Source organism: Acinetobacter sp. ABJ_C1_1, from assembly GCF_044684115.1.
Classification (GTDB): Bacteria; Pseudomonadota; Gammaproteobacteria; order Pseudomonadales; family Moraxellaceae; genus Acinetobacter; species Acinetobacter nosocomialis_A.
Genome location: NZ_JBITPU010000001.1, coordinates 611,373 through 628,776, shown reverse-complemented (window position 1 = coordinate 628,776; position 17,404 = coordinate 611,373). Strand labels below are relative to the sequence as shown.

Sequence of the window (17,404 nt, the reverse complement as noted above, 5' to 3'; positions counted from 1 at the left end):
TGTAAATAGCCTAAGTATTGGGAGTTTTAATATGCAAGATGCAATTGCCGTTCAAAGTTTAAAAACAGATATTGCTTTATTACGTCAGCATATTTTTCCGCCCCAATATTTAGAGCATGTCGAAAGCCTGCCAATTTATTATGGTTTGCAAGAAGAAGTTTTAGCCTATTACCAGCAATGGAAAGACTTAATTGAAAGGGCACAAGAGCTTTTCCAGCCTTTTATGGAAGATGAATTACCAGATGCGATTCATTTACCGAGTCATTTGAACTTACCTTTATTCTTTTTCCATGTAGACCGAATTCGGATTAATAAAACACGCGCAAAAGAATCGAAAACTTTCCGTGGTGTGGCCAGTCTTATTGAAAAATGTGGGCAGTTTGACACAGACCAGATTTTTACCATGCAAGAATGGTTGCAGAGTGATGACACCGCAGCATTAGTTGCACACCGTGAGTTTATCGATTTAAGAACTTATGTGTTTCAACATGGTCAAAGTGAATATACGCGTTCACGGTTTTATACCAATGGTATTGTGTTGGGGGTAGAGCCACACTTTAAACTTGTCGATGCCCGCGATAAGCCAAGAAAACAGCGTAGTGATAGTTATAGCGATCCGTTAGCAGATAACGGTGTATGGAAAGTATTTGGTAAGTACCGATAAAAAGTCGCGACATATGTGTCGCGACTTTAAGATGCTTACCAAAAAGTTTTTACTTGTTTAAATTTTTGCAAAGCTTCGGCAGACTGATTTTGTAAATAAGGTTGTTTGGCCTTAATCCATCCTAATGCAAACCAAAAGTGCGGGTCGTGTTCAATTGCTTTATTAAATAGATCTTCGGCAATAAACAAGTCGTTATAAAGCCCTAAGGTATTTTGCACAGGTTGTAATTGTTTTGAAAACTGCTGAACATTTTTGCGAGGGTATAAGCTCGATATAAATTCGATGCAGTAACGTAATTGCTTCGCTTTTTTGCGTATTTTGTGTTGCTCAGTGACTTCAAGTTCGGTGAAATGCTCGGCATGACTCACGACTTGATGATGTAACTTGTCTAAGCTTTTTTTTATCTGTTTTTTTAATTTTCCTTTGGTGTTTTGATCATCTTCTTCAGAATAAGCAAATGCTAGCAAGGCAAGTATAAGCTTAATGGTATCTGCTGATTTAAACAGCGTGGCAAGGTCTTTTAATGGCTGTTCAGAGATTGGAAGCAAAAGCTCAGGTGAACCATGCTGCACAATCATCGGTAAAATTTCAGTACGAATAGCATCTTCATCACGTGTGTCTCCAAGCTTGCGGAAAAGCTCGGCAATTTGTTCTTCCCAAGCAGGATTTAACTCGTCCGACCATGCTGAAAAGTGATGAAATGCACTGCGTAAACGACGTAAGCTCACACGTGCCTGATGAATATGCTCAGCTTCGGCAACGCCATCGGCAATTGCAGCCATATTCGGTAAGAATTGTCCTAAACAGTTTTCTACAATCTTTTTGAGCGCTTGTTCTGCTGAAATGTCTTTGTCTAAATTCAGGCTTTTTGCGTGAACAGCAGGCGAAGCAGCTTGTCCTAAGGCTAATAAATTACCGCGCTCGGCTTTACTTCTAACATCGAGCCATAACTCATAACGATTAATCCATTGCTGTGCAAATTGAATTAGTGTTTTAACAGCACCTTGTTTAAGTTCAAACTCAACTTCACAAATTTTACTTTGGGTGGTTGCCGTTTTTACTACACCGTCATCAAGACAGACTTCTATAGCAGTGTCATCGGCTTCAAACACATGATAAGTACGATGTACATCGGTCTCAAACTGCAAGCTTAACTTTTCAACTTCAGTACCTAAAGCTTGAGTAAGTAAATCAGTAACTGCTTTATTATCTTTGTATAGCTCAAGGTTTAACTCGGGTTCTTGTTCGCATTTCCCTAAAAAAACTTCTTCTTCGACACGGTGTAAATGGCTTTGACCCGCAGCTTTAAAGGTTTGTACCCACAAATCATTTTCTTTACGTAAACGTAGGGCCATACCATTTTTCGCGAGTAGGCGATTTGGTGTATCGTAATATTTAGCCTGCAAATGAATATTCTGTGCTTTATGCTTTTTTAAATACTGCTGAACAGTTTTTTTCTTCGATTCAGGTAACTGAAACTTAAGCTCAACTTCAACCATAATGGATCTCCCTGAATCAGGTATTTAAACTATCTTGAATAAGTATAATAGCTTAGCGCTAAAAGTAGTGCTTTTGATAGAGAAAGTTACAATCAAACATATGACTTTAGGCTTTCTTTTAGGTGTACAATCAGCTCATGTTTTGATCAAATAAAAATCAGGAAGATGATCGTGAATGCACCAGTAAACTTCAACCATGAAGCTCAGCCAGAGTTTGAATTACCGATTAAAAACTATCAGGAATTTTATCGTTTTTATTTAACCGAACACCGTAACATTATGAGCAGACGCTTACATGTGGTGGGTAGCAGCATTGGCATATACTTTTTTTCAAAAGCCATTCGTAAAAAACAGGCCAAATACGCACTTTATGGTTTAGTTTCTGGCTATGCATGTGCATGGGTTGGACATTTCGTATTTGAGAAAAATAAACCTGCGAGTTTTAAACAGCCTCTTTATAGCTTTATTTCTGATTGGCGAATGCTCTCTGATGTTGCGACTGGTCGATTAAGTTTAATTGATCGCAAGCACGATAAAATTCCAAGTTAATTTTTATTTCTATTTTTAATATACCGATTGGTACTGGTAAGCCTATATCAATCGGTACTTATGATGACTTATAAATCCGTTATACTAGCGAAGTTTTTAAAAAGCGAGAGTAGAGTATGCGCGGTTTATACCTCATTACCAATGATGACCCAATCCAATTATTATTAGAAAAATTAGACGCCGCACTCGCAACCCGTCAAATCGCAATTTTACAGTACCGTCGTAAAAAAGTAGACAAAGCCGACCAATCTGCTGAAGTTGAACAGATCAAACAGTTATGTGAAAAATATCAGGTTTCTTTTGTCATTAATGATGACCTAAAACTGGCTGCTCAGTTTGGTTTAGGTGTGCATTTAGGCCAAAGTGATGGTGAAATCACAGATGCAAAATCGCAGTTACCAGAAGGTGTCGTTATTGGCCGTACTTGCCTAAACTCATTAGAACTTGCCAAAAAAGCAATTGCCGATGGCGCAACTTATGTTGCCTTTGGTGCTGTGTATGCAACTGCCACAAAACCAGAAGCAGGCAATGTTGGCATTGAAGTCATTAAGCAAGCAGCGGCTCAATATGATTTACCTATTTGTGCAATTGGTGGTTTAACTGTTGAAAACTCAAAACCCGTGATTGAGGCCGGAGCTGACCTCTGCGCAGTCATTAGTGATATATTAGGCCGATCAACTGCTGAAATTCCTGCCCGTGTACAGGCGTGGGCACAATTATTTTCTTAAGCTTTCAAAATTATTTTTTAGATATTTAAGACGAGCATTTCCATGAGTTTATCTCCAAAGCAAGAACAGTTATTTAAACAAGCCAGCAAACACATTCCAGGTGGTGTGAACTCTCCAGTACGTGCCTTTAATGGCGTTGGAGGCACACCAGTTTTCATCGAGAAAGCCAAAGGTGCGTATTTGTGGGATGTCGATGGCAAGCGCTATGTAGATTATGTTGGCTCTTGGGGACCAATGATTTTGGGCCATGCTCATCCAGATATTATTAAAGCTGTACAAACAGCAGCAGAAGATGGTTTAAGTTTTGGTGCACCAACCGTACACGAAACAACGTTGGCAGATATCATTTGTGAAATCATGCCATCAATTGAATTGGTACGTATGACTAACTCTGGTACAGAAGCGACCATGACGGCTATTCGTTTAGCGCGTGGTTATACTGGCCGTGACAAAATCGTAAAGTTTGAAGGTTGTTACCACGGGCACTCTGACTCTTTATTGGTAAAAGCAGGTTCTGGTTTATTAACTAAAGGTGAGGGTGAACCAACATCGAAAGGTGTACCAGCTGATTTCGCTAAACACACTTTAACGCTGCCATATAACGATATTCCAGCATTAAAAGAATGCTTTGCTAAATTTGGTCATGAAATTGCGGGCGTCATTATTGAACCGGTCGCAGGTAACATGAATATGGTGAAACCAATTGACGGTTTCTTACAAGCCATTCGTGATATTTGTGATGAATATAAATCTGTATTTATTATTGATGAAGTGATGACAGGCTTCCGTGTTGCTTTAGGTGGTGCGCAATCGGTTTATAACGTTAAACCTGATTTAACGACTTTAGGTAAAATTATTGGTGCTGGCTTACCTGTAGGTGCATTTGGCGGTAAGCGTGAAATCATGGAATGCATCGCACCTTTAGGTGGTGTATACCAAGCGGGAACTTTATCTGGTAACCCACTTGCGATGCGTGCTGGTATCGAAATGTTTAAACATTTACGTCAACCTGACTTTTATAGCAAGTTATCTGCTCAACTTGAAAAGTTACTTGCAGGTTTACAAGCAGCAGCAGATGAAGCGGGTATTCCATTTAAAACTCAGCAAGCTGGTGCAATGTTTGGTCTTTACTTTACCGACCAAGAAGACATTACAAGCTTTGACTCTATGTTGGCATGTGATATTGAAGCTTTCAAAAAGTTCTTCCATGGCATGTTAAAGCGTGGTGTAAACTTAGCGCCATCTGCATTTGAAGCTGGCTTTATTTCATCTGCTCATTCAGATGAAGATATCGAATATACGATTCAGGCTGCAAAAGAAACATTCGCCGAAATGAAGTAAGCAAAAAGGCCCGTTTTAAACGGGCTTTTTAATTTGAGCTATTTTTATATTTGTAGAGAACAATGTTTTATCCTTTACCTCGAAAAATCCAGTTAGCCGCAAGTACTTCAAATTGGCCTATTGAATCTACGCATAGCATCTTGCTCATGGTTGGGTTAAATGAACTTGAAAATGCCCCTGACTGGATGAACCAGCCATTAGTCGATCATTTAGAATTACTAAGCAAAAGAGCAAAGGCACTTGAGATTCCAGTCATGATGATTCAGACATCTCAACTTCAACAGGTCATGTTACAGCTTGGGCAACAGCTGTCATCAAACACTCAGGCACAGGTGATTATGGCGGGGAATTTATCACCGCTATTTAAGCAAGTTATGCAGCTTGTTTTATCCATTACCGATTATGTAGCTGTTGTAAATGATGCGATTTTGGCGAGTAGTTTAGAGCAGCATATACAATGGATTGAAAAAATCAGTTTTGACTCCATTCAACATGTGAACACACAGAGTTTAATGCGGTTATGGTCTTTAAGTGCACCGTCGTCACAGGTGCTATCCGAGAAAGGAATTTTATTGGCAGTTGCTGAACAGGTGGGTCGGCATCCAATGGAAATTCATCCAGAAATAGATTTAAGAAACTATGGTCTAGACGCTTCGGGAGTCAATTATTTGGTGGAATTATGGCGTGCTAATGGTGCGAGCCTAACTGTTGATGAGTTGATGCAAACTCCTACATTGCAACATATTATGCAGTTATTGAAGCGCTAATCGGCTTTAGCCGTAATGTGATTCATAATATTTGCAAATTCTGTCGTTAATTTACCCGAACGGCATTGTAATTCGGACGTAAGCTTTTTATTATTGCCCGCTTGTTTTTCATCTTGCCTTGGGAATACAACTTTGAGTGATTTTCTAAGTGAACATCTGATCTATCGTGATGATGATTTTATGGTGATTCATAAACCTTCGGACATTTTGAGTGTGCCAGGGAAAGGTGATTTACATGACAGCGTTTTGACAAGACTGGTGGCAATTGAACCACGAACTTTGCTCATTCACCGCCTTGACCGTGATACTTCGGGTATTTTGGTTTTTGGGTTATCTAAGCGTGGACAAAGTGCGATTGCGCGCCAATTTCAAGACCGTCAAACTTCGAAAATATATGAAGCGTTAGTCGCAGGCCATCTAGACGGCGAAGGGACAGTTGATATTCCTGTAGTCTATGACCCGAGTCGACCACCTTTACATATTGTCGATGCTTCTCATAACAAACCTGCTTTAACACATTGGCAGGCGATTGAACATTTCCAGATTCAGGGACAACCGGTTACGCGTGTCAAATTAACACCGATTACTGGACGTTCTCATCAACTCCGTGTACACATGCAATATCTGGGACATCCGATTGTAGGTGATACATTGTATGCAACACCGGAACAATTACTTGTTCCTCGTCTGTGCTTGCATGCTAAACAGTTAAGCTTTAATCATCCTGTTACAGGGGAATCATTAACTTTTAACTGTCCTGTACCGTTTTAATGTAAAAACTTTCAATGAGTAATTTTTGTAGCGAAACAATTTAATTGGTTTCTGCTGCAAAATTTTGCTTTAAAGACTACATAAAAAGATGCAAAAATAAGCTAATTTGCATCGTACAATATGTAGTGCGAACTTGAGAAAAAGGTGGAAAAATTGCAGCAGTATGCTATTGGTCAACGTTGGCTATCAGATACAGAGACTGAGCTCGGTTTAGGCGTTCTTATTGATGTAGATGAAAGATCTGTCAGCATTTTATTCCCCAAAAGTGATGAAACGCGTGTCTATGCACGTAATAACGCACCGCTATCTCGCATCATCTTTAACACAAACGATGAAGTTCAAGATCAAGAAGGCCAGAAGTGGATTGTTGAGTCGGTTGAAGACCGCCATGGGGTTTTGCGTTATAACGTCGTTCGTACTTTAGAAAATGGCGAACAAGAACGTAAAGCGCTCAATGAAACTCGTATTGGTGCACAAATTCAGTTGTCAAAACCTTTAGATCGTTTGCTGGCAAGCCAGATCGATTATAAAGAGTGGTATGACTTACGCATTGAAGCAATGCTGATGCAATCGCAAATGCAAACCAGTCCTTTACGCGGCTTGGTCGGTGCACGTGTAGGTTTAATCCCGCATCAACTTTATATTGCGCATGAAGTCGGTAAACGTTTTGCACCACGTGTTTTACTTGCCGATGAAGTAGGTTTAGGTAAAACAATTGAAGCTGGTTTAATTATCCACCAACAGCTTAAAACTGGCCGCTCTGAACGTATCCTCATTTTAGTCCCTGATTCACTACAATATCAGTGGATGATTGAAATGCGTCGTCGTTTCAACTTGCAATTTTCTCTGTTCGACTTAACCCGTACTGCATCTATTAAAGAACATGATCCGGAGCTTAATCCGTTCTTAACTGAGCAATGCATTATTGCCAGCGTGGATTTGATGGTGGATCATGACGATTTACGTGAGCAAGCGCTAGAAGCTGGTTTCGATTTGCTCGTAGTCGATGAAGCGCATCACTTAATGTGGAGCGAAGAAGAAGGCGGTAATGATCGTTACGATTTAGTTGAAGAACTTGCTGAAAATACAGCGGGTGTATTACTTCTTACAGCAACACCTGAACAGCTTGGTGTAGAAAGCCACTTTGCACGTTTACGCTTGTTAGATCCGCAGCGTTTTAGCAGTTTAGAACGTTTCTTAGATGAAGAAGCGCAATATCAGCAAACTGCTCAAGTTGCAGAAGTGCTCATGTCGGATGAACCTTTAACTCAAGAGCATTTAACTGCTTTAGAAGGTTTATTGGGTCATTCAATTGAAGATCAGCCTGAGCAACGTTTCAGAGCGATTCATGAGTTGTTAGACCGTCACGGTACGGGGCGTATTTTATTCCGTAATACGCGTGAGGCGATTCAAGGCTTCCCAGGCCGTGATTGCCAACCGGCACCTTTACCAGCGCCAGAAGATTGGTCAAAAGACGGTAAATTACGTGAGCAAATGTGGCCAGAAGAAGCACAACTTGATGGTTCATGGATGCAAAATGACCCACGTGTGCCATGGTTAATGGAAATTCTACGTAAAGAACTTAAGCATAAAAAAGTTCTTTTAATTGCACGTAGTGGCCCTGTTGTTGAATCTTTAGAAAGTGTACTTCGTTTGCATGCTGGTATTCGTACTGCAATGTTCCATGAAGGCATGAGTTTACTTGAGCGTGACCAAGCGGCTGCTTACTTTGCAGAAGAAAGCTATGGTGCTCAAATTTTACTGTGTTCTGAAATTGGTTCAGAAGGCCGTAACTTCCAGTTTGCAAGTGATCTGATTTTATTTGATTTGCCTGCAAACCCAGATGTCTTAGAGCAACGTATTGGTCGTTTAGACCGTATTGGTCAAGAAAACCGTATTCAAATTCATGTACCTTACTTAATGGGCACCGCGCAAGAGCGTATGTTCCGTTGGTACAATGAAGCGTTGAATATTTTCAGCAATATTTCTCCGACAGCTCAAACGCTGCAAGAAAACTTTATTGTTGAATTAAAAGACTGTTTACTTGCAGACCAAGGTCAAACATTTGAAGATTTACTCGAAGAAGTAAATGTTCAACGTCAAGCTTTGGAAACCGAGTTACAAGCTGGTCGAGATCGCTTGCTTGAATACAACTCATGTCGTCCTATCGTTGCACAAGAAATTGTTCAAGCTTTAGAAGACTACGATGACAACACAACATTACCTATGTTTGTGAAGCGTTTTATGTCTTCAACCAATATTGATTTTGATGAGCAAAGTAACGGTACTGTGATTATTCGTCCGACAGACCAGATGCAAGTACAAGGTTTGGCATTAGACGAAGAAGGCATGACTGCGACGTTCTATCGTGATCAGGCGCAAATGCGTGAAGATGCTCAATATCTAACTTTAGAACATCCGTTCATTGAAAGTGTCATGGAAATGATCCGTACACAAGCGTTCGGTAGTACCAATGTTGCTGTTCTTAAGTCAAATGCATTAAAGCAAGGTTCTGTATTACTTGAAGTTTGGTTTAAAGTTGATGTAGTTGCACCAAAAGCTTTGAACTTGCCATCAAGCTTGCCGAAACAGCTTATTCGCGTGTTGTTAAGTGAAAATGGTCAGGACTTATCTGAAAAGATTGATCCAACCATTTTAAAACCATATTTGCATCATTTAGATGGCAATAGCTGTCGCCAAGTGGTTAAAGCTCGCCGTGAAGTAATTGAAGAGCGTTATAGACAAGCGCTTGATATTGCTAAAGTCGGCTTGCCTCAGCTTCAACAGCAGGCAAAAGAGCATTATGGTAGTAAATGGCAATACGAGATTGACCGTTTAACGTATTTGAAACAGTTCAACCCAAGTATTCGTCAAGACGAAATTGAGCGCTTACAGAAGTTGCAAAAAGAAGGTTTGAGTTTACTTGATGGCTTAACGGTAACTCCAGAAGCAATTCAAGTGCTTGTGGTGGTTAAACCATAAGTGATGAACTATAAAAAAGCGCCGTTACGGCGCTTTTTTATTGAGCAAATTTTAATTAAATCATTCTGGCATCTTTTAGTTCTAGTTTTAAATAGGCATAAAAGATTGGCGCTGCAATAAGGCCGCCTAAACCGAAAATTGACTCAAAAATTAACATGGCTAATAAAATTTCCCATGCGTTGGCATTAATTTTATGTCCAATAATTTTCGCATTAATAAAATATTCTAACTTATGTACTAATACGAGGTAGAGCAGAGCAACACCTGCTAGACCGAGTGAAACCGTAAGTGCAGCAATAAAAGTAAGCGTATTTGAAATTAAGTTGCCTAAAATTGGAATGAGACCAAACAAAAAAGTAAGAATCGTTAAGGTCTTGGCAAAAGGTAGGTGAACACCCCAAATCGGCAATAGTACAAACGCAAATAAGATAAAGAGCAGCGTATTAATTGCCGAAATTTTAATTTGGGCAAAAACTACATTCCTAAAAGAAATTGATAATTTTTGAATACGTTGTATGAGTAAAGACTTAAAAATAGGCTGTGGTGTACGACGGTGAAAGCCATGAATAGCCACCAAAATACCAATAATAAGGCCCATAATCATGGTTACAAAGTTATGTAAGATATCGGAACTGGCATTTTTTAATGTCGTCACGTTATCTTTCATAAACGCGAAAATTTCATCTTTTAGTTCTGTAACACTATCTGGAATATAACCTGGAAGATATTTGCCAATTTCGCTTTGTAAGTGTAATAGCGTTTGATCGACTTTATTGTTGATATTATGGATACCTACACCTTTTAAGTCATAAACGACAAAGCTAATTAAACTTGTAATGAAAAAGGCAATAAGTGAAACCGTGATAATACTTAATAAAATACTAATAAAAATGCGGGCTCTTTGACCATCAATATAACGTTCAACAATAGAGCTTAAACTAATAATAATTTCATAAATGAGAAAGCCAGCAAAAAAACTTGCTAAGAGATGCAAGGGGATAACCGAAAGCAAAAAAATGCCCATCAGAATATAGCTTGCAATCAGGCTTTGACGATTACTCAAACTTTGCATGTGAATCCCTAAATATCGTGGGGAAATATGGGTATGTATTGCTAGAATAATAATTACTTATACTCTTGCATGTTGGTTGCTTCAATCTGTGAATTATATTTTTATCAAGAAATAGGTATGTCTGTATAAAAAATGGCTTGTACAATGACAAACCATTTTATGTTGAATTTATCGTATTTTTGCTTCGTCTAGATGACGGGCACCTTCTAAAATCATTCTGATCATGATCATGGTTTGTTCGGCGACTTCCGCACGTTGATGAACTGGAAGATCAATCACTTTAGCACCCATGTGAAATACCAGTTGCGTAATTGCTTTTGCAACGAGTTCCGGATGGTATAGATGGTTGTTATTTAAGCGCTCTAGGCGGATTAAATCTTCTTGTAGCTCTTGCTGGAAAAAGTTGAGCTGACGGTCTACCGCAGCTTTATAAGAAGCTGAACCTGTAAAGCCCTCGCGTAACAATAGACTTAAATTACCTTCGTCTGCATCAAGCTGCTGAAGAAAAATTTCTACAGAACTGCGAATAATGCTGTCTTGAAAAGATGCACGCAAACGGGCTTGACGAATAATCTTACGTAAAACGATACCAGCGCGGTCAATGAGTGAAATAGCTAATTCATCAATATCTTTAAAGTGGCGATAAAAGCTATTTGGTGCAATACCCGCTTCTCTCGCAACTTCACGTAAGCTTAATGAGGCGATACTTTTTTGTGGACCAATCAGGTTAAGTGCAGCCTGAAAAAGTTCGTCTTTCGTAATCGTCGCTTTTCTTCCAACAGAACGCGTTGCTGTTTTTATTTCAATGACATCTTGTGAAGAGGCTGTGTCATTTGGGCTCTGAGAAAGTGAGGTTTGGGTCATGCTTTTCAATATATTCTTAAACTGTCTGGATTATAGCGTTAGACAGGGAACTTGTGAAATTGTAATTAAAAGTACAGGTGTATATACAAATATATATACATGTGTATAATAATTAAAAAAGAGCGACAGAGCCCTCAGTTATGCAAGCAATCGAAAAGAGAAATTCTCTATTCAATTCATTAACACAAGCTGTATTTGATAAAGATATAGCGAGTTTCTGGCTACAAAAAATAAATCCTTTATGGTCTGTAAAGCACGGACTAGTTCAAATTGTAAAAAAAGAATTCGTAGCTCATGACACTGTGAGCCTTACTTTAAAATGCAACCGTTTGGTTAAAATGGGAGCAGCAGGTCAGCATCATCCAGTGATTGTTGAAATTGCAGGCCGCCGTTATGAACGTACTTATAGCTTGACGCAAGTAGACGCAGAGCACTTACGTTTAACCGTTAAAAAAGTTGCTGATGGTATTGTCAGTAACTGGTTCATTGCCGAAAGTAAAATTGGTGATATTTTTGAGCTTGGTCAGCCTTATGGTGATATGCAACAAAATATCCAGACACCGAAATTAATTATGTTGGCTGCGGGTAGTGGTATTACACCAATGTTGAGCTTAATTACAGCAATTAAGCAAAGCCAGCAGTTAGAAAAAGTACAGGTTCAGCTTTTATATTGGGTAAAACAGCGTTCTGATGCTGCTTTTACAGAGTATTTTGAACAAGTAGCAGAGCAAAATCCAAACTTCAGCTATCAAGTGTTTTACACACAAGAAACACCAAATGATGAGCGCTTAAATGTTGAACATCTTGCATTGGTTGATGATGTTGAAAACAGCACGGTCTACGCATGTGGTCCATCTGGTTTTGTTTCAACTGTCGAAGAGCTTTTTGAAAAGGCACCAGCCGTGCTTACTGAAGCATTTAGTTTAACCAATGAAAGCTCTGCAGATGATGTCGGTTATGTGAATGTCACATTAACACAGTCTAATAAAGTGATAGCAATTCCTAAGGGGCAATCGATTTTGGTGAGCCTAGAGCATGAAGGTGTTAAGCCAACACACGGTTGCCGTATGGGAATTTGTAATAAATGTGTTTGTAGTAAAACGCAAGGTTCTACACGTAACTTACTAAATGGTAGTCAAAATACAGAACCAAGCCAGTTACTTAAGATTTGTGTGAACTCAGCACAATCCGATCTAGTTATTGATCTTTAAGAGAGACCTCTTATGAATATGCCAGTGAAAGTCGAATATTTTAAAAATCCTAAAAATCGCGATTTGACTCCAGCGGAACTTGAAGCATTTGCAAAAGAGCTTGATCAGATCAAACAAGAAGTATTGGATGATTTGGGTGAAAAAGACGCAAAATACATCCGCCGTGTTTATGCAGCAGTTCGCTATAGCGGTCTTTTAGGCCGTGCATGTCTATTTGCAGGTTGGTTCCCGCCAGCATGGATTTTAGGTACAGGCCTATTAGGCTTCTCTAAAATTATGGAGAACATGGAGCTCGGTCATAACGTGATGCACGGTCAGTATGACTGGATGAATGATCCTAAGTTTAATGGTCAAACTTATGAGTGGGATACAGTAGGTACATCGGATAACTGGCGTCAAACGCATAACTATAAGCATCATACTTATACCAATATTAAAGGTATTGATGATGATATTGGTTATGGCTTACTTCGCTTATTCCCAGAGCAACGTTGGAAACCAGGTTTCTTGCTTCAACCTGTTTATAGTATTCCGTTTTGCTTATTGTTCCAGTGGGGCGTAGCAATCCAGAATCTTGAAATTGGTCGTGTTCTTTATAAACGTAAGACTAAAGCAAAATTTTTGGAAGAGTTAAAACCAGTGAATAAAAAGATTGGTAAACAACTTTTTAAAGACTATGTTTTCTTCCCATTAATTGCAGGTCCTGCAGCATTACCTGTATTTACAGGAAACTTGGTTGCAAATGGTCTTCGTAATATTTGGACATTCAGTATTATTTTCTGTGGTCACTTCACAAAAGATGCAGAAGTGTTTCCAAAAACAGTTTTACAAGACGAAAGCCGTGGTCACTGGTATATGCGCCAAATTCGTGGTTCTTCTAACTTAACTGGTTCGGAAGCATTCCACATTTTATCTGGTCACTTAAGCCACCAAATTGAACACCACTTATTCCCAGATATTCCTGCTCGTCGTTATCGTCAAATGGCTCCAAAAGTTGAAGCAGTTTGTAAAAAATATGGTTTGAACTATAACAATGCTAGCTTTGTTAAACAGTTCGGCCAAGTGGTTGGGCGTATTGCAAAATATGCTTTCCCATTTAAAAAATAAGATAAAAAAGCCCTGAAGTTTCAGGGCTTTTTTTATTTCTTTTTAGAAATCCACATTGTAATGATCGCATGAAACACTTTGTCTTTATGAGTGTCGTAAACATCTACACTTACTAAATATTCTCCTGCTTTTTCCCAGTCATAATCAGTTTGTACAGGCGTTGCAATAGCGATGAGGTCTGTTTCTGCCTTTTTTAAATATTCAACTGTCATACCTTTAGGAATCCAGCGGTGTGTAGAAGGGACGGTCACTTCTGTCATAGTACCACCTGCGAGTTCTGCCATATTGCACATGGCAATTGCATGGATCGTCCCAATATGGTTAAGCACAGAGCGCTTCTTCTTAATAGAAATTTCGCAATAGTTCGGTTTTAACTCAATAAAAAGAGGGGAAATGCTACCGAAATAGGGCGCTTTTAGACACAGCATACGAGAGAATGTCCACTTTCCTTTAGGAAAAGCAGTCACTTTTTTCCAAAGTTCTAAGGTAGTTGGCATAATTTTACTTCCTATAATTTTAAATACAGAATATTATTCTGTTAAGGAATATAGTTCTGTTTACAAATAGGCGTCAAGTCATTCAAAATATCTCCGATGACTGGTCAGAGAATACAAAATGGTATCTGCTCAAAACTTATTAGAACGTTTGTATCCCGGAAGAAGGGCTGTTTTAAAACGACAAATATTGTTAGATGCTTTAGTCTGCTTTTTAGAGCATGGTATTGAAACGACCAGTATAGAAATGATTCGAGCCAAATCAGAAACGAGTGTTGGAGCGATTTATCATCATTTTAAAAATAAAGAGGGTATCGTCGCGGCATTATTTTTTTCAGCTTTAGATGACCAAACAGCTCTAAGAGATGAATACTTAAAACAGGCCAAAACGCTACAAGATGTGGTATTTGCTTTAATTCATAGTTATGTGGACTGGGTAAGTGAGCAGCCCGAATTTGCAAAATTTTTAAATTCAGCACGTTTTAACATGATGAAAGGTGAAGAACACCAGCAGCTCGTCCAAAGAAATAAGAACAGAAACCAAAATATATTTAGTCTGATTGCAAATTTTGAAGAATTTAAAGCTTTAAGTTTAATTCCAAATGAGCTTTTGCTTTCATTAGTGATTGGTTCTACAGAGAGTTATTGTCGTGCGTGGTTATCACAGCGTGTAAAGTCCGACCCAAAAGTCTATAAAGATGTGTTAGCCAAAGCAGCGTGGAGTTCATTGCAGGATTTACGTTTAGAACCTTAATATCGAACAATAAAAAAACCGCATTCTTTATGCGGTTTTTTTAGTTTGAAAGATAAATTATTTAAACTGGATTGAGCCGTTTGCATTTACGGTAATTTTAGACTCACCAGCAGCCATGTCTTGAGCTGGTGCCGCTTCAGCAGCAGCGAACTTAGCTAGGCTGGCACGCATAACAGGTTGAGGGAAGTAGTTGTTGGTATTCAAGTTCAGATTCACCAATGTGTATTGGCTTTTATTCCAAGCTTGAGTCAGCATTTGAGCACGTTGCTGGAAGCTTTTAGATGCCTCAACCATTAACTCATTTTCAACTTTTTTACGTTGCTCATCTGAAACGCTAAAGTTAATCGACTGAGTTTGGAAGTTTTGCTGTAACTCATTAATCAATTGGCTTGCTGCTTTAAAATCTTTACTTTCTAAACGGATTTCTGCACGGCCACGCCATTCTTTTAATTTGTTACTGTCATTGTCATAAATTGGATAAGTGCTTTGAGCACCAGTTTCCACTTTTACTTGCGGGTATTTACGTGAAGTCGCAAGTGCTTGATTCATTAACTGGTTAATTTGATTTGAAAGTTCAGCAGGTTGTTTGTTACTTTTTTCAATATATAAAGTTGCATGCATTTCATCGTTAGATACCTGACGAGAAGCTTCAGCTTGTACATTTACGATATTGTAGTGAAGTGCATTATCATCTTGGGCAAAAACCATAGGGCTGAGTACCGTACCAAGTAGAAGAGTAGATATTGCTAAAGTACGCATAAATTTATCCTTTAAAAATTAATATAAATTTAATTTTTTTCATTAAGAAATGTTAAACATAAGTTATGCATAACTTTTGCAGATTTTGTGGGGTATTTGTAATATTTAAATCAATTTTTTTAATTTTTGGTGCAAATAAAACCTTTAAAAAATAAAAACTTAAAATTAAAGTATTTCAATGTAACTTAAAAAATCAAACTAATATAAAAAAAGAATATTTTCTTTAGGTTGTCACATAGTATGATGATAATTCATCATAACTATTGGGATAATACATTTTTTCAATAAGATTAGATGAGTAAAGTACACAAAAGACGTTTTTTTTCTTGCAAAATTAGGTATCATCGCGCTCCTAGTTACAAGATATAAAATATGTGTCTTCGCTAGTTCTATAAAGCACCGAGTCAAAGGACCAAAAGTCACCAGACTTATTTCTTTCTACCCTTATCAGAGATGGTAATCCGATATGAGCGTTACTTCTGTCAACCCTGCCACTAATGCTACCAACGAATATTATTTGACTCGCCAAAGTCAGATGGAATCGAATGTTCGTAGCTATCCACGTAAATTACCGTTAGCGATAGCGAAAGCACAAGGTTGCTGGGTTACTGATGTTGAAGGTACACAGTACCTTGATTGTTTAGCTGGGGCAGGTACATTGGCTTTAGGTCATAATCATCCTGCGGTGATTCAAAGTATTCAAGACACATTGGCAAGTGGTTTGCCATTGCATACTTTAGACTTAACCACACCTTTAAAAGATGCGTTTACTGAAGCGTTGTTAGCATATTTACCAGGCGGTAAAGAAGAGTACTGCTTACAGTTCTGTGGTCCTGCTGGTGCAGACGCGACTGAAGCAGCGGTTAAACTTGCTAAGACTTACACTGGTCGTAGTTCAGTAATCAGTTTCTCTGGTGGTTATCATGGGATGACTCATGGTTCACTTGCAATGACTGGTAACTTAAGTGCGAAAAACTCGGTTAATGGTTTAATGCCAGGCGTACAATTCATGCCATATCCGCATGAATATCGCTGCCCACTTGGTTTAGGTGGTGAAGCTGGTGTTGATGCTTTAACTTACTATTTTGAAAACTTTATTGAAGATGTTGAAAGCGGTGTAACTAAGCCAGCAGCTGTCATTCTTGAAGCAATTCAAGGTGAAGGCGGTGTTGTTACAGCTCCAGTAAAATGGTTGCAAAAAATCCGTGAAGTGACTGAAAAGCACAACATCGTTTTAATTTTAGACGAAGTTCAAGCTGGCTTTGCACGTTCAGGCAAAATGTTTGCATTCGAACATGCAGGTATTGAACCTGATGTTGTTGTAATGTCTAAAGCAGTAGGTGGTGGTTTACCACTTGCAGTATTAGGTATTAAACGTAAATTTGATGCTTGGCAGCCTGCTGGTCACACGGGTACTTTCCGTGGTAACCAACTTGCTATGGGTACTGGTCTTGTTGTATTAGAAACGATCAAGGAACAAAACCTTGCTCAAAATGCACAAGAACGTGGTGATTTCTTACAAGCTGAATTGAAAAAATTAGCTACTGAATTCCCATGTATTGGTAACGTACGTGGCCGCGGTTTAATGATCGGCGTTGAAATCGTTGACGAGCGTAAACCTGCTGACCGTATCGGTTCTCATCCTGCTGACTCTCAGTTAGCAGCTGCGATCCAGACTGCTTGCTTTAACAACAAGTTATTGCTTGAAAAAGGCGGTCGTAACGGTACAGTAATTCGTTTACTTTGTCCACTTATCATTACTCAAGAAGAGTGTGTTGAAGTAATTGCCCGCTTCAAGAAAGCGATTGCAGAAGCATTGGTTGCAGTACGAGGCGCGTAAGA

At 38.8% G+C, this 17,404-nt stretch carries 16 protein-coding genes; 11 read left to right on the top strand and 5 right to left on the bottom strand.

All coding sequences use genetic code 11. The features are described 5' to 3' along the window. Window positions 1-31 precede the first annotated feature (31 nt). Window positions 32-664, top strand: a complete 633-nt coding sequence (locus ACG59Z_RS03045) for a hypothetical protein (protein WP_400197908.1) — start codon at window positions 32-34, stop codon at window positions 662-664. Between the two features lie 35 nt (window positions 665-699). Here the strand turns inward: ACG59Z_RS03045 and ACG59Z_RS03040 are convergent, their stop codons facing one another. After that, a complete protein-coding gene (locus tag ACG59Z_RS03040) occupies window positions 700-2,163 on the bottom strand; it encodes a CHAD domain-containing protein (protein WP_400197907.1) in 1,464 nt (487 codons plus the stop codon). 165 nt (window positions 2,164-2,328) lie between these two features. Between ACG59Z_RS03040 and ACG59Z_RS03035 the strand changes: the two genes are divergently transcribed. From ACG59Z_RS03035 to rapA, 6 genes are all read left to right on the top strand, one after another. Beyond that, window positions 2,329-2,712 carry a DUF962 domain-containing protein gene (locus ACG59Z_RS03035; protein ID WP_191016885.1) on the top strand — a complete coding sequence of 128 codons (384 nt, stop codon included), beginning with the start codon at window positions 2,329-2,331 and terminating at the stop codon, window positions 2,710-2,712. Window positions 2,713-2,828: 116 nt separating this feature from the next. After that, the gene (gene thiE / locus ACG59Z_RS03030; protein ID WP_400197906.1) at window positions 2,829-3,440 is read left to right on the top strand and encodes a thiamine phosphate synthase; all 612 of its coding nucleotides are present in this window, start codon (window positions 2,829-2,831) and stop codon (window positions 3,438-3,440) included. Window positions 3,441-3,482: 42 nt separating this feature from the next. Continuing rightward, window positions 3,483-4,781, top strand: a complete 1,299-nt coding sequence (gene hemL / locus ACG59Z_RS03025; protein WP_400197905.1) for a glutamate-1-semialdehyde 2,1-aminomutase — start codon at window positions 3,483-3,485, stop codon at window positions 4,779-4,781. Window positions 4,782-4,843: 62 nt separating this feature from the next. Next, window positions 4,844-5,548, top strand: coding sequence for an acyl carrier protein (locus ACG59Z_RS03020; protein WP_400197904.1), 705 nt, complete (start codon window positions 4,844-4,846; stop codon window positions 5,546-5,548). A 132-nt stretch (window positions 5,549-5,680) separates the two neighbouring features. Then, window positions 5,681-6,319 (top strand): RluA family pseudouridine synthase, encoded by a 639-nt coding sequence (locus ACG59Z_RS03015; protein WP_004700090.1) that lies wholly within the window; start codon window positions 5,681-5,683, stop codon window positions 6,317-6,319. Between the two features lie 144 nt (window positions 6,320-6,463). Next, a complete protein-coding gene (gene rapA / locus ACG59Z_RS03010) occupies window positions 6,464-9,301 on the top strand; it encodes an RNA polymerase-associated protein RapA (protein ID WP_263614319.1) in 2,838 nt (945 codons plus the stop codon). Between the two features lie 55 nt (window positions 9,302-9,356). On the opposite strand, the gene ACG59Z_RS03005 is transcribed toward rapA, so the two are convergent. Both ACG59Z_RS03005 and fabR read right to left on the bottom strand, forming a co-directional pair. Next, window positions 9,357-10,373: an AI-2E family transporter gene (locus tag ACG59Z_RS03005; protein WP_343569171.1), complete on the bottom strand. Its 1,017-nt coding sequence runs from the start codon at window positions 10,371-10,373 to the stop codon at window positions 9,357-9,359. 168 nt (window positions 10,374-10,541) lie between these two features. Beyond that, window positions 10,542-11,237 (bottom strand): HTH-type transcriptional repressor FabR, encoded by a 696-nt coding sequence (fabR, locus tag ACG59Z_RS03000; protein ID WP_002052794.1) that lies wholly within the window; start codon window positions 11,235-11,237, stop codon window positions 10,542-10,544. A 140-nt stretch (window positions 11,238-11,377) separates the two neighbouring features. Here fabR and ACG59Z_RS02995 point away from each other — a divergent pair, with 140 nt between their 5' ends. Both ACG59Z_RS02995 and ACG59Z_RS02990 read left to right on the top strand, forming a co-directional pair. After that, complete coding sequence (locus tag ACG59Z_RS02995) at window positions 11,378-12,448, top strand: ferredoxin reductase (RefSeq protein ID WP_212511054.1); 1,071 nt, start codon at window positions 11,378-11,380, stop codon at window positions 12,446-12,448. A 12-nt stretch (window positions 12,449-12,460) separates the two neighbouring features. Next, window positions 12,461-13,555: an acyl-CoA desaturase gene (locus ACG59Z_RS02990; RefSeq protein ID WP_212511055.1), complete on the top strand. Its 1,095-nt coding sequence runs from the start codon at window positions 12,461-12,463 to the stop codon at window positions 13,553-13,555. A gap of 32 nt (window positions 13,556-13,587) precedes the next feature. Here the strand turns inward: ACG59Z_RS02990 and ACG59Z_RS02985 are convergent, their stop codons facing one another. Next, entirely contained in the window at window positions 13,588-14,052 is a 465-nt protein-coding gene (locus ACG59Z_RS02985) for a hotdog fold domain-containing protein (protein ID WP_400197903.1), read from the bottom strand. 118 nt (window positions 14,053-14,170) lie between these two features. Here ACG59Z_RS02985 and ACG59Z_RS02980 point away from each other — a divergent pair, with 118 nt between their 5' ends. Next, window positions 14,171-14,803, top strand: coding sequence for a TetR/AcrR family transcriptional regulator (locus tag ACG59Z_RS02980; protein WP_400197902.1), 633 nt, complete (start codon window positions 14,171-14,173; stop codon window positions 14,801-14,803). A gap of 57 nt (window positions 14,804-14,860) precedes the next feature. On the opposite strand, the gene ACG59Z_RS02975 is transcribed toward ACG59Z_RS02980, so the two are convergent. Then, window positions 14,861-15,562 (bottom strand): SIMPL domain-containing protein, encoded by a 702-nt coding sequence (locus tag ACG59Z_RS02975; protein WP_212511058.1) that lies wholly within the window; start codon window positions 15,560-15,562, stop codon window positions 14,861-14,863. A 466-nt stretch (window positions 15,563-16,028) separates the two neighbouring features. Here ACG59Z_RS02975 and ACG59Z_RS02970 point away from each other — a divergent pair, with 466 nt between their 5' ends. Beyond that, window positions 16,029-17,402, top strand: coding sequence for a diaminobutyrate--2-oxoglutarate transaminase (locus tag ACG59Z_RS02970; protein ID WP_311069380.1), 1,374 nt, complete (start codon window positions 16,029-16,031; stop codon window positions 17,400-17,402). Window positions 17,403-17,404: the final 2 nt, after the last annotated feature.

Excerpts from the sequence above, each read along its gene's own strand:
- ACG59Z_RS03045 (WP_400197908.1), top strand. The coding sequence starts at position 32 with ATGCAAGATGCAATTGCCGTTCAAAGTTTAAAAACAGATATTGCTTTA.
- ACG59Z_RS03040 (WP_400197907.1), bottom strand. The coding sequence starts at position 2,163 with ATGGTTGAAGTTGAGCTTAAGTTTCAGTTACCTGAATCGAAGAAAAAA.
- ACG59Z_RS03035 (WP_191016885.1), top strand. The coding sequence starts at position 2,329 with ATGATCGTGAATGCACCAGTAAACTTCAACCATGAAGCTCAGCCAGAG.
- thiE (WP_400197906.1), top strand. The coding sequence starts at position 2,829 with ATGCGCGGTTTATACCTCATTACCAATGATGACCCAATCCAATTATTA.
- hemL (WP_400197905.1), top strand. The coding sequence starts at position 3,483 with ATGAGTTTATCTCCAAAGCAAGAACAGTTATTTAAACAAGCCAGCAAA.
- ACG59Z_RS03020 (WP_400197904.1), top strand. The coding sequence starts at position 4,844 with ATGTTTTATCCTTTACCTCGAAAAATCCAGTTAGCCGCAAGTACTTCA.
- ACG59Z_RS03005 (WP_343569171.1), bottom strand. The coding sequence starts at position 10,373 with ATGCAAAGTTTGAGTAATCGTCAAAGCCTGATTGCAAGCTATATTCTG.
- fabR (WP_002052794.1), bottom strand. The coding sequence starts at position 11,237 with ATGACCCAAACCTCACTTTCTCAGAGCCCAAATGACACAGCCTCTTCA.
- ACG59Z_RS02995 (WP_212511054.1), top strand. The coding sequence starts at position 11,378 with ATGCAAGCAATCGAAAAGAGAAATTCTCTATTCAATTCATTAACACAA.
- ACG59Z_RS02990 (WP_212511055.1), top strand. The coding sequence starts at position 12,461 with ATGAATATGCCAGTGAAAGTCGAATATTTTAAAAATCCTAAAAATCGC.
- ACG59Z_RS02985 (WP_400197903.1), bottom strand. The coding sequence starts at position 14,052 with ATGCCAACTACCTTAGAACTTTGGAAAAAAGTGACTGCTTTTCCTAAA.
- ACG59Z_RS02980 (WP_400197902.1), top strand. The coding sequence starts at position 14,171 with ATGGTATCTGCTCAAAACTTATTAGAACGTTTGTATCCCGGAAGAAGG.
- ACG59Z_RS02975 (WP_212511058.1), bottom strand. The coding sequence starts at position 15,562 with ATGCGTACTTTAGCAATATCTACTCTTCTACTTGGTACGGTACTCAGC.
- ACG59Z_RS02970 (WP_311069380.1), top strand. The coding sequence starts at position 16,029 with ATGAGCGTTACTTCTGTCAACCCTGCCACTAATGCTACCAACGAATAT.